Source organism: Tsukamurella sp. NPDC003166 (assembly GCF_040611135.1).
Lineage (GTDB): Bacteria > Actinomycetota > Actinomycetes > Mycobacteriales > Mycobacteriaceae > Tsukamurella.
In genome coordinates this window covers 415,787-430,401 of record NZ_JBEXNL010000001.1, presented here as the reverse complement: position 1 = coordinate 430,401, position 14,615 = coordinate 415,787, and the positions used below count along the sequence as shown (strand labels likewise).

General features: G+C 70.9%; 13 protein-coding genes. 8 read left to right on the top strand and 5 right to left on the bottom strand.

Translation table 11 applies throughout. The annotated features are described in order from the left end of the window. Positions 1-76: 76 nt before the first annotated feature. Genes ABZX10_RS02070 through ABZX10_RS02055 form a run of 4 tightly spaced genes read left to right on the top strand, consistent with a single transcriptional unit; the run spans position 77 to position 3,757 of the window. Positions 77-1,240 (top strand): hypothetical protein, encoded by a 1,164-nt coding sequence (locus ABZX10_RS02070; protein ID WP_355533989.1) that lies wholly within the window; start codon positions 77-79, stop codon positions 1,238-1,240. Further along, positions 1,240-2,013: an SDR family oxidoreductase gene (locus tag ABZX10_RS02065; RefSeq protein ID WP_355533987.1), complete on the top strand. Its 774-nt coding sequence runs from the start codon at positions 1,240-1,242 to the stop codon at positions 2,011-2,013. Before ABZX10_RS02070 ends, ABZX10_RS02065 begins: the two co-directional genes overlap by 1 nt. After that, positions 2,006-3,175 (top strand): sulfotransferase, encoded by a 1,170-nt coding sequence (locus tag ABZX10_RS02060; protein WP_355533985.1) that lies wholly within the window; start codon positions 2,006-2,008, stop codon positions 3,173-3,175. The genes ABZX10_RS02065 and ABZX10_RS02060 overlap by 8 nt, the downstream gene beginning before the upstream one ends. A gap of 27 nt (positions 3,176-3,202) precedes the next feature. Further along, positions 3,203-3,757, top strand: coding sequence for a hypothetical protein (locus ABZX10_RS02055; protein ID WP_355533983.1), 555 nt, complete (start codon positions 3,203-3,205; stop codon positions 3,755-3,757). A 38-nt stretch (positions 3,758-3,795) separates the two neighbouring features. Here ABZX10_RS02055 and ABZX10_RS02050 read toward each other — a convergent pair whose 3' ends face one another. Beyond that, positions 3,796-5,169 carry a cation:dicarboxylase symporter family transporter gene (locus tag ABZX10_RS02050; RefSeq protein WP_355533981.1) on the bottom strand — a complete coding sequence of 458 codons (1,374 nt, stop codon included), beginning with the start codon at positions 5,167-5,169 and terminating at the stop codon, positions 3,796-3,798. Between the two features lie 96 nt (positions 5,170-5,265). Between ABZX10_RS02050 and ABZX10_RS02045 the strand changes: the two genes are divergently transcribed. Genes ABZX10_RS02045 through ABZX10_RS02035 form a run of 3 tightly spaced genes read left to right on the top strand, consistent with a single transcriptional unit; the run spans position 5,266 to position 8,227 of the window. Next, the gene (locus ABZX10_RS02045) at positions 5,266-6,822 is read left to right on the top strand and encodes an ATP-binding protein (protein ID WP_355533979.1); all 1,557 of its coding nucleotides are present in this window, start codon (positions 5,266-5,268) and stop codon (positions 6,820-6,822) included. Beyond that, complete coding sequence (locus ABZX10_RS02040; protein ID WP_355533977.1) at positions 6,819-7,505, top strand: response regulator; 687 nt, start codon at positions 6,819-6,821, stop codon at positions 7,503-7,505. Before ABZX10_RS02045 ends, ABZX10_RS02040 begins: the two co-directional genes overlap by 4 nt. Before the next feature lie 50 nt (positions 7,506-7,555). Next, entirely contained in the window at positions 7,556-8,227 is a 672-nt protein-coding gene (locus ABZX10_RS02035; protein ID WP_355533975.1) for a GNAT family N-acetyltransferase, read from the top strand. Here the strand turns inward: ABZX10_RS02035 and ABZX10_RS02030 are convergent. Both ABZX10_RS02030 and ABZX10_RS02025 read right to left on the bottom strand, forming a co-directional pair. Then, the gene (locus ABZX10_RS02030; protein ID WP_355533973.1) at positions 8,185-8,907 is read right to left on the bottom strand and encodes an SDR family NAD(P)-dependent oxidoreductase; all 723 of its coding nucleotides are present in this window, start codon (positions 8,905-8,907) and stop codon (positions 8,185-8,187) included. The two genes, ABZX10_RS02035 and ABZX10_RS02030, sit on opposite strands and share 43 nt — an antisense overlap. 71 nt (positions 8,908-8,978) lie before the next feature. Further along, positions 8,979-10,862 (bottom strand): SDR family oxidoreductase, encoded by a 1,884-nt coding sequence (locus ABZX10_RS02025; RefSeq protein WP_355533971.1) that lies wholly within the window; start codon positions 10,860-10,862, stop codon positions 8,979-8,981. A gap of 118 nt (positions 10,863-10,980) precedes the next feature. On the opposite strand from ABZX10_RS02025, the gene dinB reads away from it, so the two are divergent. Continuing rightward, positions 10,981-12,192: a DNA polymerase IV gene (dinB, locus tag ABZX10_RS02020; RefSeq protein ID WP_355533969.1), complete on the top strand. Its 1,212-nt coding sequence runs from the start codon at positions 10,981-10,983 to the stop codon at positions 12,190-12,192. On the opposite strand, the gene ABZX10_RS02015 is transcribed toward dinB, so the two are convergent. Together ABZX10_RS02015 and ABZX10_RS02010 are read right to left on the bottom strand one after the other, a co-directional pair. Further along, complete coding sequence (locus ABZX10_RS02015; protein ID WP_355533967.1) at positions 12,193-13,665, bottom strand: amino acid permease; 1,473 nt, start codon at positions 13,663-13,665, stop codon at positions 12,193-12,195. A 36-nt stretch (positions 13,666-13,701) separates the two neighbouring features. Continuing rightward, positions 13,702-14,604, bottom strand: coding sequence for an NAD(P)-dependent oxidoreductase (locus ABZX10_RS02010; protein WP_355533965.1), 903 nt, complete (start codon positions 14,602-14,604; stop codon positions 13,702-13,704). Positions 14,605-14,615 lie beyond the last annotated feature (11 nt).

The window sequence follows — 14,615 nt, the reverse complement described above, 5'->3', positions numbered from 1 at the left end:
GTCTCGACACCTGCGCCTACGGTCTGGAACAGGTTCTACTAGATTGGTCCACATTTGTACCACTATCGGAGGTGGGATGTACAGCGATCCGCTCGTCGCGGCGATCACCGAGGCCGAGGGCCTCGTCGCCGCGGCACCGCACATCGAGACCGAGGCCGACCTGCTCGAAGGGCTGCAGTACCTCGCGCAGGGCGTGGCGGCGTGCGTACACGGGGCCTTCCACTTCGACAAGGACCACCCGTTCCTGCTCAGCGGCACAGGGCCGTTCACCAAGATAGGCCTCGACAACCCGGACACGCTGTACTTCGGCGCGCGGGTCGACGGGGCGCACGAGTACGTGGTCACCGGCCGCCGCGGTACCACCGCTGACATCAGCTTCCAGGTGCTGGGCGGCGGCGAGTACACCGACGACAACGTGCCGGCCAGCACCGTCGCCTTCGACGACCGCGAGCTGACCGTCGACGCCGACGGCCGGTTCGCGGTCCGCTTCGGCCCCGGCGAGCCCGGACCCGACTACTACCGGCTCCCGCCCGGCAAGGCGCAGTTGGTGATCCGCGAGGTCTTCGACGACTGGGCGGCGGAGCGCAGCACCTTCGCCATCGCCCGCGCCGACACCGCGGGCACCGCCCCGCCCCCGGTCACCCCCGAGCTCATCGCCAAGCGCTACGCCGCCGCGGGCAAGCAACTGGTGAACCGCGTGAAGACCTGGCTGCAGTTCCCCAAGTGGTTCTACGACCCGCTGCCCGTGAACACTCTGACGGCGCCGCGGCTCACGCCCGGCGGCCTCGCCACCCAGTTCTCCTCGGTCGGCCACTACGACCTCGCCGACGACCAGGCGCTCATCATCACGGTCCCCCGTGGCGACGCACCGTACCTGGGCTTCCAGCTCGGCAGCCTCTGGTACATCTCGCTGGACTACATCCACCACCAGACCTCGCTCAACGGCAGTCAGGCGCAGGTGGATCCGGACGGCATGATCCGGATCGTGGTGTCGCAGGGCGATCCCGGCGTCACCAATTGGGCCGAGACGCTCGGGCACCGTCGGGGCTACCTCCAGTTCCGGTGGCAGCGCACCGACTCGCCCCTCACTCCCGCCGACGGGCCCACCGCGCAGGTGGTCCCGCTCGCGGACGTCGCCCAGCACCTCCCCCACTACGCGGCCAACCGCATCGCCGGCGCCGCGTGGCGCGCCCGCATCGCGGAGCGGGCGCGGCTCATCGGCGAAAGGATGGTCGGCTGATGGCCGGACTGGGACTGGACGGCAAGGTCGTCGTCATCGCAGGGGCGGGGCCGGCCCTCGGCGCCGTGCTCGCCCGACGGTTCGCCGACGAGGCCGCGCAGGTCGTCCTCGTCGCGCGGACCGCGGAACGCCTGGACGCGATGGCCGCCGAGATCGACGGTGCCGTCGCGCTCCCCGCGGACATCACCGACGAGGACTCGCTCACCGCGCTCGCGGCGCAGGTGCAGGAGCGGTTCGGCCGGGTCGACGCGGTGATCAACAACGCGTTCACGTACCCGTCCATGCAGCGCCTGACGAAGACCGACCCCGCGCACATCCTGCAGAGCGTCGACCTCATGGCGCTCGGCGCGCTGCGCACCGTGCTCGCCTTCCGCGAGTCCCTCGCCGCCGCCGAAGGCGCTGTGGTCAATGTCAATTCGATGGTGATCCGCCACTCCGACCTGCGCTACGGCGGTTACAAGGCGGGCAAGACGGCGCAGCTCGCGCTCGCGCAGTCCCTCGCCACCGAACTCGGCCCCGAGGGCATCCGCATCAATTCCGTGGTGCCGGGATGGATCTGGGGCGACACGCTCAAGGCCTACTTCGAGTACCGCGCGAGCACCAAGGGCGTCACGGTCGAGGAGGACTACGCCGATGCGGCGAAGAACTCCGACCTGCGGCGCCTGCCCACCGAGGACGAGGTGGCCTCGGCCGTCCTGTTCCTCGCGTCCCCCCGCGCGTCCGGCATCACCGGCCAGACGCTCGACGTCAACTGCGGAGAGTTCCATGTCTGACAACACACATGCCGTCGGCCGCCTGGTCGGAACCGTGGACGACCTGCACGAGTCCGCGATGCGGCGCACCGGCCTCAGCGACTTCGGCGACCCGTCGGACGGCTACCGCGAGGCCCTGCAGGTCCTGCTCGACTCCTACCGCGACGAGGCGGCGCTCACCGAGCTCGGCTCCAAGCTCTCCCGCGTCTTCCTCCGGGGCGCGCTCTCCGCGCGCCTCATCAGCGAGGCGGCGTTCGCGGCGAACCCCGGCCACGCCGACGTCGCCGTCGAGCGGCCGATGTTCGTCACCGGCCTCCCCCGCTCCGGCACGACTGCCCTGCACCGCTTGCTCGACGCGGACCCCGGCAACCAGGGCCTGCAGATGTGGCTGGCGGAGGTGCCGCAGCCGCGGCCCCCGCGCGAGACCTGGGCCGGGAACCCCGTCTACCAGCTCCTCGACGAGCAGTACGCGCAGCACCACACCGAGCACCCCGAATTCATGGGGCTGCACTACATGTCGGCCTCGGAGGTCGAGGAGTGCTGGCAGCTGCTGCGCCAGTCGGTGCACTCGGTCTCCTACGAATGCCTGGCGCACGTCCCGTCGTACGCCGCCTGGCTGGCGGAGCAGGACTGGACGCCCGCGTACCGCCGGCACAAGCGGAACCTGCAGCTGATCGGCATGAACGACACCGGAAAGCGGTGGGTGCTCAAGAACCCCAGCCACCTGTTCGCGCTCGACGCGGTGCTCAAGGTGTACCCCGACGCGCTGATCGTGCAGTGCCATCGCCCGGCCGAGACGATCATCGCCTCCGTCTGCTCGCTGGCGCAGCACGCGACCGAGGGCTGGTCGACGGCCTTCACCTCTGCGACGATCGGGGCGGACCAGTTGGACACCTGGGCCCGCGGGCTCGATGCCTTCGACGAGGCCCGCGCCCGGCACACCGCCGCCGGCCGCGGCGATCAGTTCGTGGACGTGGACTACCGCGACCTCGTCGCCGACCCGCTCGGCACCGTCGGGACCATCTACGAGAGATTCGGGCTGGAACTGACCGACGATGCGCGGCAGTCGATGTCGGCGATGCACGACGCCAGTCGCTCCGGCGCCCGCCGCCCGAACCACACCTACTCCCTCGCCGACTACGGTCTCACGGAGGACGGGGTGCGCGCGCGTTTCGCCCGCTGAACGACGACGGCGCCTACCCTTGAGGTCATGGCGCAGCGACGAGGAATCCGGACCGCGACCACGGCGACCGTTCTGGCGGTCGCTCTCACCGCGACCGCAGCGTGCGGCCGGTCCGGGGGGACGGAGCACACCGGGCACACCGGGCACGAGAGTCCCAGCAGCCGGGCGCCGGCCGCGGCGGCGCTCCAGCTGCGCGTCGTGACCTCGGCCGAGCCCGTGGGTGCCAGGACGTGCCCCACCGCGAGCCCGGCCCCGTCGGCGCCGGCGGAGCTGTGCGATCGCCCCGGGACGACGCTCTACCGCGTCGCCCCGTCGGTCACGCACGGGGCGGCGACGAGCGCGAGCGCCTCCGAGCAATCGGGGCAGTGGTTGGTGACCTTCCAGCTCGACGACGCCGACAGCCGCGCCGTTGCCGAGACCACCGCCACGAACATCGGCAAGCAGCTCGCGGTGGTGGTCGGTGCGCACGTCGTCTCCGCGCCGACGATCAGCGAGCGGATCGCCGGCGGCACGACGCAACTGGCGGGCGGCTTCACCGAGCAGCAGGCGCGCGACCTCGCACACGAGCTGAAGCCGTCCTGACTGCGAGCGGTCGGGACGGCTTCAGCTGAGGCACGCGGTCAGTGCGCGGCAGCCACCTGCGCATCCGGGGCGCCGGGGTCCGACGGTGCGCCATGGTCGTCGACCATCGTCGCCTCGTCGAACGGGTCCTGCTTGTCGAGCACCCGCTGGGTCTGCGCGAGATCGACGGTGTGCGTCCACTTCCCGACGAGGAGGGTCGCGATCGCATTGCCGGAGAAGTTGGTGAGCGCGCGGGCCTCGGACATGAACCGGTCGATACCGACGATGACACCGACGCCGCCGAGCAGGTCGGGACGGTGGCTCTGCAGGCCGCCGGCGAGCGTCGCCAGCCCGGCGCCGGTCACGCCGGCCGCTCCCTTGGACGCGATCATCATGAACAGCAGCAGCGAGAACTGCTCGGCGTAGTTCAACGGCGAGCCCATCGCGTCGGCGATGAACAGCGAGGCCATCGTGAGGTAGATGGCGGTGCCGTCGAGATTGAACGAGTAGCCGGTGGGCACGACGATGCCCACCGTGGTCTTCTCGACTCCGGCGTGCTCCATCTTCGCGATCAGCCGCGGCAACGCCGACTCGCTGGAGCTCGTCGCCACGATGAGCAGGTACTCACGGCCGAGGTAGCGGGCGAGCTTGAACACCGACAGCCCGGTGACGAGACGCAGCAGAGAGCCCAGGATCACGAACACGAACAGCGCGCAGGTGATGTAGAAGGCCAGCATCAACCAGCCGAGTTGGATCACCGCGTCGAAACCGGTCGCGCCGACCACGGCCGCCATCGCGCCGAAGGCGCCGACGGGCGCCAGCCACAGCACCATCACCAGGACCCGGAAGACCAGCTTCTGGAGCGTCGCAACGGCGCGCACCACGGGTTCGCCCGCCGGCCCCATCGCCTGGAGCGCGAAGCCCACCAGCAGCGCGACGAACAGGGCCTGCAGGACGCTGCCCGCCGTCAGCGCCGAGAACAGCGTCTCGGGGACGATGCCCTGGACGAAGCCCCACGTCCCGCCCGCGGCGTGAGCCTGGTCCGCGTACTTCGCGCCGACCGTCGGATCGGCGTGGATGCCGAGCCCGGTACCGGGCTTGAGCAGGTTGCCGACCAGGACGCCCACACCGAGGGCCAGGGTCGACATCGCGATGAAGTACCCGAGCGCCAGGCCACCGATCCTCCCCACGCTCGCGGCGGCCCGCACCGAGCCGATGCCGAGCACGATGGTGCAGAAGATCACCGGGCTGATCATCATCTTGATCAGACTGACGAAGAGGTCGCCGAGCGGCTTGAGGTCCTTGCCGAAGCCGGGCGCCACCAGGCCGACGATCACGCCCGCCACCACCGCGACGATCACGGCGATGTAGAGCCAGTGGGTGCGGTCCCGTCTCGTCCTGGCGGCCGGCGCCGCCCCGTCGATTGCCGTCACAGTGGTCCTCCTGTTTGTCGTAGACCGAACGAGAGAAATCCTGCGAGAAATGTGACGCGCAGCACAGCTTGTGTTCATTGTGTAAACGTCTTCACCGTGAGGAACAGAACCCGCAGCGTCGCCGCCCAGTCCTTCCTGGCCCAGGTGGCGGTCCTGCTGACCATCGCCGTGGGCGCGTCGTGGCTGGTGGTGACGCAGGCGCGGGACGACGGTGACCGCACCGCGCGCGAGCAGACCCGCGCGGCGGCGGTCGCCCTCGCCGCGTCGCCGTCGACGGTCGCGGCTCTCGCCGCGCCCGACGGCTCGGCGACGATGCAGCCCGTCGCCCAGCAGGTCGGGCGGCTCGGCAAGCTCGACTTCGTCGTCGTGATGCGGCCCGACCGCACGCGCCTGAGCCACGCCGACCCGGAACAGATCGGCGGCAAGTACACCGGGACCATCGATCCTGCGCTCGCCGGGGAGACCTTCACCGAGACCTACGCCGGGAGCCTCGGCCCGTCGATCCGCACCGTCACGCCCGTGCGCGATGCCTCCGGCACCGTCGTCGGGCTGGTGTCCGCGGGGGTGACCCGGGCGCGCCTCGGGGACCAGGTCCGTGCAGCGCTGCCCCGCATCCTCGCCGTGGTGGCCGCGGCTCTTCTCCTACTCGTGGCGCTCTCCGCGCTCGCGGAGCGGCGGCTGCGGCGGCAGACCCTGGGTCTGTCCGCCCACGACCTGCGCGGGCTGTACGAGCATCACGACGCCGTGCTGCACACCCTGTCGGAGGGGCTGATCGTCTTCGACGCGGACTTCCCCGACGGTCCGGCCCAGGTGGTCAACGACGAGGCCCGGCGGCTCCTGGCGCTCCCCGGCGGCGCCGTGCACCAGCGGGACCTGCCGCCCTCGCTACGCGGTTCCCACGACCTCACCGACGAGCTGCACGTGACCGGTAGCCGGGTCCTGCTGGTGAACCGCCGCCCGGTCACCGGGCCGACCGGCCTGCTGGGCACGGTGCTCACCGTGCGCGACCGCACCGAGCTGCAGACGGTGCTGGGCGAGCTCGACACCGCCCGCTCCCTGGCCGACGCGCTCAGCGCACAGGCGCACGAGCACGCCAATCGCCTGCACTCGGTGGTCACGATGATCGAGCTGGGAGAACAGGATTCGGCTGCGCAGCTCGCCATCGCCGACCGGAGCGCGTCCCAGGGCCTCATCGATCGCCTCGCGGGCGAAGCGGCCCCGTCCGCCGTCGCACTCCTGGTCGCGAAGACCGCCGCTGCCGGCGCACTCGACGTCGAGCTCACCGTCGCGGAGGGAACGGACCTCTCCGCCGCGCCCCTGCCCGACGTCCAGCTCCTCACACTGGTGGGCAATCTCGTGGACAACGCCGTCGACGCCGCGGGCCCGGGTGGCTGGGTCGAGCTGTCCGCGACGACCGGACCCGACGGATCGTGGGAGCTCACCGTCGCCGACAGCGGGCCCGGCATGTCCGCCGGCGAGTTCGCCCGCGCCCGGACCCGCGGGTACTCCACGAAGGACCGCGGCGACCGCCTGCACGGCGGCGGACTGGGCCTCGCACTGGTCGATCAGGTGGTCCGTCAGGCGGGTGGCACGATCGAGGTCGAGCGCGCACCGTCGACGGTGACGGTGCGCCTGCCGGGAGGAGAGCGATGACGATCCGGGTCCTGGTGGTCGACGACGAGCCGCAGATCGCTCGCGCGCACGCCGAATACGTCCGGCGCATGGACGGTTTCGAGGTCGCCGGGGTCGCCGGTACGGCGGCCGCCGCCCTCTCCGAGGTCCGACGGTCCGCCATCGCGGGCCCGCCCGTCGACCTGGTGCTCGCCGACGTGGGCCTGCCCGATCGGAGCGGCCTCGACCTCGTCGCGGATCTGGCCTCCGTCCGTCCGCGGCCCGACGTCATCGTGATCACCTCGGCGCGCGACATCGAGACCGTCCGCGGCGCCATGGGGAGCGGGGCGATCCTCTACCTGATCAAGCCCTTCACGTTCGCGGCGTTCGCGGACCGACTGAACCGCTACCTCTCCTTCCGCGACGCCCTCGGCGGCGAGGACGTAGGGCAGCGCGAGGTCGACGCCGCCTTCGCGGCCCTGCGCGAGGCCCCCTCGGATACGACGGCACCGAAGGGACTGGCACCGTCGACCCTGGAGTCCGTCACCGGCGCTCTCCGGCACGCCGACGGGCCCCTCGGTGCTGCGGAAGTCGCTGCTCGCACCGGAATGTCGCGCGTGACCGCGTGGCGCTACCTCGAGCGTCTCGCCGACGACCGGCTGTGCGAGCGGATCACCGAGTACGGTGGCCGCGGTCGCCCGGAGGTGCGCTACCGCTGGCTGTGACAGACGAAAACCACTGTCACCGGGTCCGGCACCATTGCTACCGTGCCGCCATGGATCTCGCCGATGTCTGGGCACCGTTCGGGCTGCACCTCCGCACCCCGCGGCTGACGCTGCGCGTCGTCCGCGACGAGGACCTGCCGCACCTCGCCGCGGCGGTCGCCGACGGCATCCACGATCCGGCGGTGATGCCCTTCCGGACCCCGTGGACCGACCGCGCTCCCGCCGTCGCGCCGACGTTGCTCGCGCAGTACCACTGGTCGTTGCGTGCGCGGTTCGCGCCCGAGGACTGGGAACTCGCCTTCGCCGTGCTGCACGACGGAGTCCCCATCGGCACCCAGCACCTCGCGGCCCAGCGGTTCGCGGAGCTGCGTTCCGTCGAGACCGGATCATGGTTGGCCCGGCGGTTCCACGGGCACGGTTTCGGGACCGAGATGCGGGCCGCCGTCCTGATTTTCGCGCTCGATCACCTCGCAGCCGAGTGGGCGACGTCGGCGGCCGCGGAGTGGAACGCCTCGTCGAACGGGGTGTCTCGCGCTCTCGGCTATCGCGAGAACGGCGTCGATCGCATCGTCACGCGCCCCGGCGTGGTCGAGAACATGGTCCGACTACGTGTGTCGGCCCAGGATTTCGTGCGTCCTTCGTGGCGTCTCGAGACGGCGGGGGTCGAGGCGATCCGCGACTACCTCTGGGGATCGGAGTCGCCGACGGCACCCCGTTCGTAGTCCGCACGCACGGCGCGGTCGGCGGAGCGGACCTGGTCCGGGACCAGGAACCGGTCCAGCAGGTCACGCACGGGTTGCGGTGCGAGGGTCTGCAATCGGTGCAGCAGCCCGACGGTGGGCGGCACGTGCACCTCGAATCGCGGCCGGGCGATCGCGCCGGCGATCCGCTCGGGGGTGAGCATCGCCGCGGCCCCCGTGGTAGTTCCGGCGGCGAGAGCGGTGTCGACGACGGCGGGCATGACGACGCTCAGTTCCACACCGGTGCCGCGCAACTCGCGGCGCACCGCCCGGTGATAGCCGTAGATCCCGTACTTGGTGGCGCTGTACGTGGCCTCGCCGGCGGAGCTGAGCTTCGATGCCGCCGACGCCACGGTCACGATGTGCCCGTGCCCGCGCGCCCGCATCCGGCGCGCCGCCAGCCGGGTCCCCAGGACGGGGCCGACGAGGTTGACCGCGATCTGTCGTTGGATCGATGCGGCGCTCTCCTCGGTGAAGGGCCCCACCCACATCACGCCGGCGTTGTTGACCAGGACGTCGAGCGGAGCGTCGGCCTCGGCGGCCGCGTCCCGATCGCCGATCCAGACGTGCGCGCCCTGCGCCGCCAGCAACCTGCAGGTCGCCGCGCCGATTCCCGCGCCGCCGCCCGTCACAGCGATCCGCCGCCCGTTCAGCTCCCTCATCGTCGTCCCCCCTTTCGATTGAACACCGTTATCGAGAGGATAACCGCAGGTGGGAATCTCCATAACGGTGTTCAATTCGAGGTGGGGGTGCCCTTCGACGCCGCCGAGTCCGCGGAGGTCAGGTACTCCTGATGCAGGAGGCGCCGGGTCAGCCGAGGCGTGAAGGTCCGGCCCAGCACACCGAGCGCGCCCAGTGGCGTCTCCCACCGAGTGGGCCGCCGCTCGATCGCGCGCACGATGATCCGGGCGGCGTGCTCCGGGCTGATGGCGCGCGCACCGTCGTAGGCCTCCGTGGGTGCGATCATCGCCGTCCGGACCAGCGGCATGTGGACGTTGGTGAAGGTCACGTGATCGCTGAGGGTCTCCGTGGCCGCGACGTCCGAGAAGGCGTCGAGCGCGGCCTTGCTCGCGACGTAGGCCGCGAATCGCGGACCGCGCGCAGAGACCCCGATGCTGGAGACGTTGACGACGTGTCCGAAGCCCCGTTCGCGCATGTGCGGCAGCAGCGCGAGGGTCATCCGGAGCGCCCCGAAGTAATTGACGTCCATGGTGCGCTCGAAGTCGTGGAACCGGTCCACCGAGGAGCGGACCGAGCGGCGGATGGACCGGCCCGCGTTGTTCACCAGGTAGTCCACGTGGCCGTGCTCGGCGAGGATCCGCGCCACCGCATCGGCAACGGCGTCGCCGTCGGTGACGTCGCACGCGTACGCGGCCGCCTCTCCTCCGCGATCGGTGATCTCGGCGACCGCGGCGTCGAGTTCCGCTGCGCCCCTGGCCAGGAGGATCACGCGGGCGCCACGGTCGGCGAGGGCCCGCGCGGTCGCGAGGCCTATGCCGGCGGAGGCGCCGGTGATCACGACGTGGCGGCCGGCGATCGGGTCGCGGCGGCGCAGTCGCGCGGGATCGAGCTGCTCGCGCCAGTAGGAGAAGAGCCGGGGACCGTAGTCGCGCAGCGCGGGCACCTCGATCCCGTTGCCCGCCAGGGCCGCCCGGGTCTGCTCCGAGGTGTACCGGGCCGTGAAACCCAGGTTGTCGAACGCCCGCGGCGGGATGCCGCGCTGCTTGAGCACGGCGTCGCGGAGCACACCGGGTCGACCCGATCCGCTGACCCGGATCGCGGAATCGACCGCGCGACGCGGGATCCGGCCGACCGCGGGCGGCGCGCCCACCGGTCGCGCGATGGCCCGGTAGACCTCCATCACGCTCTGCGGTTCCGGGTTGATCAGGTGATAGACCCGGCCGTCGCCGTCGGCCCGAAGCATCAGCTCGACGAGGGCCTCCGCCACGTAGTCGACCGGCACCACGTTGGTGTCGCCGGTGTCGGGCAGCACCATCGGGATCACGGACGGCACGCGCCGCAGCGCGTCGAAGATCGGGAAGAAGTAGTACGGCCCGTCGATCTTGTCCATCTCGCCGGTCCGCGAGTCGCCGACCACGATGGCCGGACGGTAGACGCGCCAGCGCAGGCACTCGGCCTCGCGCACCAGCTTCTCGGACTCGAACTTGGTGCGGTGGTACGGCGACGGGAAGCCCTGCCCGAGGTCGAAGTCATCCTCGGAGAAGGGACCCCGGTGATCGCCCGCGACCGCGACCGACGAGACGTGGTGCAGCGCGGCGCCCGCGCGCTGCGCGAGGCCGATGACCGCGCGCGTCCCCTCGACGTTGACGCGATCGTTCGCCTCGGCGCTCGCGGCCATGTCGTAGACCGCTCCCAGGTGCAGGACGGCATCGATCCCGTCGGGCTCGGCGGCGAGTCCGAGACCGGGGGCCGCCAGGTCGCCGAGCAGCGGTCGCACGCGGTCCCCGCCCCAGCGCGAGCGCCACGCATCGAGCTTGGACGCCGACGACGGGCGCACCAGCAGGTGCACCACGGCGTCGGGTTCACACTCGAGCAGTAGGGGGACGATGCGGCGGCCCAGGAATCCGGTGGCTCCGGTGATCACGTAGGTACTCATGTATGTGACTCCTCAGTGAGGCCCTCAGCAACTGACTTTGAAGTAACCTTACTCAAGAGTCAGTTCTGCGCAAGCCCGCGCGACCGCACTTGTCGGACCCCGGCGCGATACTGCGTCCATGAGCATCGACGCGCGGGCCGAAGCGTCGATCCTGCATGCCGATCTCGACTCCTTCTACGCCTCGGTCGAGCAGCGCGACCACCCGTGGTTGCGGGGCCGCCCGGTCCTCGTGGGCTCCGGCGTGGTGCTCGCCGCGAGCTACGAGGCGAAGGCGAAGGGCGTCCGATCCCCCATGCCGCACCGCGAGGCCCTCGCCCTCGCACCCTTCGCGATCACCCAGCCGCCGCGGTTCGACGCGTACATGGAGGCCAGCCGCCGCGTCTTCGAGATCTTCCGGGACACCACACCGCTGGTGGAGGGTCTGTCGGTCGACGAGGCCTTCCTCGACGTGGGCGGCCTCCACCGCATCGACGGCACGCCGGTCGAGATCGCCCAGCACCTCCGCGAGCGGGTGCGCACGGAGGTCGGGCTACCGATCACGGTCGGCGTCGCACGCAGCAAGTTCCTGGCCAAGGTCGCGAGCGCCGTCGGCAAGCCCGACGGTCTGCTGGAGGTCCCGCCCGGCACCGAGCTGCAGTTCCTACATCCCCTCCCAGTCCGTCGCCTCTGGGGCGTGGGCCCGAAGACGGAGGCCCGCCTGCACGAGGTGGGCATCGGCACCGTCGGGCAGATCGCGGAGCTGGGCGAGCCGCGCCTGGCGTCGCTCCTCGGCCGGGGCACCGCGCGACACCTGTACGCCCTGTCGATGGCGCACGATCCGCGCCGGATCGACACCGGTCGGCGCCGCAAGTCGATCGGCGCGCAACGCGCCCTGGGTCGCAGGATGACGTCCGAGTCGGAGATCGAAGCCACCGCGCTCGCGATCGTCGACCGGCTCGGCGAGCGGCTACGCGCCGCCGGAAGGGTCGCGCGCACCGTCGAACTGCGGCTGCGGTTCGACGATTTCGCGTCCGTCACCCGGTCCCGCTCGCTGCGCGAGCCCACCGACCGGACGGCCGTCGTGCTCGCCACCGCGCGCGGTCTGCTCGATGAGGCGATGCCTCTGGTCCGGGAGCGCGGCTGCACGCTCATCGGGCTCTCGCTGGCGAACTTGGAGAATCACGGCGCGGTGCAGCTCGCCCTGCCCTTCGACGGTGGCGAGCACGACACCGACCTCGACCTCGCGCTCGACTCCCTGCGCACCCGTTACGGGCGTGACGCCGTCACGCGGGGCAAGCTCCTGCACCGGCCGCTGGGGCCGGATGCGCCGATGCTCACCGAGCAGGACTGATCAGTGTTGCGCCAGGCGCCAGCGCGCCGCCTCGGCCTGTTCCTGCGCCCGGCGTGCGGCGAACGCCTCCCGTGCCCGACGGTGCTCCGGCGTCCGCCGGATCGCCAGGTACGCGACGCCGACGATGAGGAACCAGATCGGCGTGACGAGCATCGCCTGCAGGGTGTCGGTCTCGCGGGTGAAGGCCCAGAGCAGGAACCCGAAGAACGCGAACACGATCCACGGCATCACCGTGCCGAGCGGCATCGTGAAGGCGCTCTCGGCGTGCAGCTGCGGGCGGCGGGCGCGATACACCAGATAGCTGATGAGGATGATCGTCCAGACGAACATGAAGCACAGCGACGAGACCGTGGTGACCACGGTGAAGCCCGCGGACTTGTCCAGGCCGAAGGCCAGCAGCACCACCGAGGACAACAGCATCACCGCGGTGAGGAAGAGCGCGTTCGCGGGCACCTTGCGACTGGACAGTTTCGCGAACATCTTCGGCGCGTCGCCCTCGGTCGCGAGCCCGTAGACCATGCGCGAGGTGGAGTAGATGCCCGAGTTCGCCGACGACATCGCGGAGGTCAGCACGACCGCGTTCACGAGATGCGCGGCGGCGCCGAGGCCGGCGAGCGAGAAGAGCATGACGAAGGGGGACTCGTCCTTGCTGAACCGGTCCCACGGCACCACGGACATGAGCACGATGAGCGAGCCCACGTAGAACAGCAGGATGCGGAGGGGGATCGCATTGATCGCGCGCGGAAGGTTCTTCTCGGGATTCTTGGTCTCGGCCGCGGCGGTACCGACGAGTTCGATGCCCACGAAGGCGAACACGGCGATCTGGAAGCCGGCGACGAAACCCATGAAGCCCTGCGGGAACATCCCGCCGTGCTCCCACAGGTTGGTCAGGGACGCGCGGGCGCCGTCGTGCTCGAACCCGGTGATGATGAGCACCGCACCCGCGATGATCAGCGCGACGATCGCCACGATCTTGATCATGGCGAACCAGAACTCGGTCTCGCCGAAGGCGCGCACCGTCGGAAGGTTGAGCCCGATGAGCAGCACGATCACGACCACCGCGGGGATCCACGGCGGAATGTCCTTGGCCCAGAAGGTGATGTACACCGAGGCGATCACCACGACGTCGGCGACCGCGGTCACGACCCAGCAGAACCAGTAGGTCCACCCGGTGAAGTGCGCGGCCCACGGTCCGAGCAGGTCGCCCGCGAAATCGGAGAAGTTGCGGTAGCCGGTGCGGCTGAGCAACAGCTCGCCCATCGCACGCATCACGAAGTACAACATGAAGCCGATCACCATGTACACGACGATCACCGATGGTCCGGCGACGGAGATCGTCTTGCCCGAGCCCATGAACAGGCCGGTGCCGATGGCGCCGCCGATCGCGATGAGTTGGATGTGGCGGTTGCTCAGCGCGCGGGTGAGCTCCTCACCCTCTTCCGCGGTCGACGATGATTCGGGCGAAGTGATCATGCCCCGGGACACTAACGGACCCGAGTGAGTCGCGGTTCACTCGGGAGTGATCGGCGCACGCCCCCGCTCGGCGATGAACCGACGGGTGACCGCCATGTCCCGGTCGCCGAGACCAGCCTCGATGATCGCCTCGAATTCGGCGAGCAGCGCGGGCAGCAGCATCGCCTCCGTGCCGGTGGCACGCGCGACCTCGGTGGCGGAGCGGAGGTCCTTCGCGAGGTACTTCGCCATGCCCGATGGTGCGTCGTCCCCCGTGACGAGCTTGTCCTTGCGGGTCGCCAGCAGGCGGGACGAGGCGTAGCCGCCGCCGAGCAGATCCCACATCGCCGCGAGGTCGATGCCGGAACGGTCCGCGAGCACCGTCGCCTCCCCCAACGCCGCGATGGTCGCCGCGACGACCAACTGATTGCACGCCTTCGCGACCTCGCCGGCGCCCAAGGGCCCCAGGCGGACCGGGGTGCCACAGGGGGCGAGCACCTCCGCGGCACGGGCGCACTCGGACTCGGTGCCGCCCATCATGATCGACAGTGTCCCGGCGATCGCGCCGTCCTCACCACCGGAGACCGGCGCGTCGACGACGCGGACCCGGCCGGCGGTTTCCCGGTCCAGACGGTCCGCGAGCGCTCGCACACCGGGCGCCGAAGAGGTCGAACCGATGAGCAGCAGCAGCGGGCGATCGCCCGCCAGCAGTCCGCGCTCGCCCGCGAGCACCTCCTCGATCTCCGGGAGGTCGGGCAGCATCAGCAGCACGACATCGGCCACCGCGGCCACCCCGGCGGGGTCGTCGTGCTGGACGGCACCGTCGGACACGAGGTCCGGGCGGGGCCGTCGCGCGGCGATGTGAACGGCACCGTGTGCACGGGCGAGGTGCCGCGCCATGGGCGCGCCCATGGCCCCGAGTCCGATGACGCCGACGACGGTGTGCGCAGCCTGATTCATCCGTCCAGCCT

Excerpts from the sequence above, each read along its gene's own strand:
- ABZX10_RS02065 (WP_355533987.1), top strand. The coding sequence starts at position 1,240 with ATGGCCGGACTGGGACTGGACGGCAAGGTCGTCGTCATCGCAGGGGCG.
- ABZX10_RS02015 (WP_355533967.1), bottom strand. The coding sequence starts at position 13,665 with ATGATCACTTCGCCCGAATCATCGTCGACCGCGGAAGAGGGTGAGGAG.
- ABZX10_RS02055 (WP_355533983.1), top strand. The coding sequence starts at position 3,203 with ATGGCGCAGCGACGAGGAATCCGGACCGCGACCACGGCGACCGTTCTG.
- ABZX10_RS02040 (WP_355533977.1), top strand. The coding sequence starts at position 6,819 with ATGACGATCCGGGTCCTGGTGGTCGACGACGAGCCGCAGATCGCTCGC.
- ABZX10_RS02025 (WP_355533971.1), bottom strand. The coding sequence starts at position 10,862 with ATGAGTACCTACGTGATCACCGGAGCCACCGGATTCCTGGGCCGCCGC.
- dinB (WP_355533969.1), top strand. The coding sequence starts at position 10,981 with ATGAGCATCGACGCGCGGGCCGAAGCGTCGATCCTGCATGCCGATCTC.
- ABZX10_RS02010 (WP_355533965.1), bottom strand. The coding sequence starts at position 14,604 with ATGAATCAGGCTGCGCACACCGTCGTCGGCGTCATCGGACTCGGGGCC.
- ABZX10_RS02060 (WP_355533985.1), top strand. The coding sequence starts at position 2,006 with ATGTCTGACAACACACATGCCGTCGGCCGCCTGGTCGGAACCGTGGAC.
- ABZX10_RS02070 (WP_355533989.1), top strand. The coding sequence starts at position 77 with ATGTACAGCGATCCGCTCGTCGCGGCGATCACCGAGGCCGAGGGCCTC.
- ABZX10_RS02030 (WP_355533973.1), bottom strand. The coding sequence starts at position 8,907 with ATGAGGGAGCTGAACGGGCGGCGGATCGCTGTGACGGGCGGCGGCGCG.
- ABZX10_RS02035 (WP_355533975.1), top strand. The coding sequence starts at position 7,556 with ATGGATCTCGCCGATGTCTGGGCACCGTTCGGGCTGCACCTCCGCACC.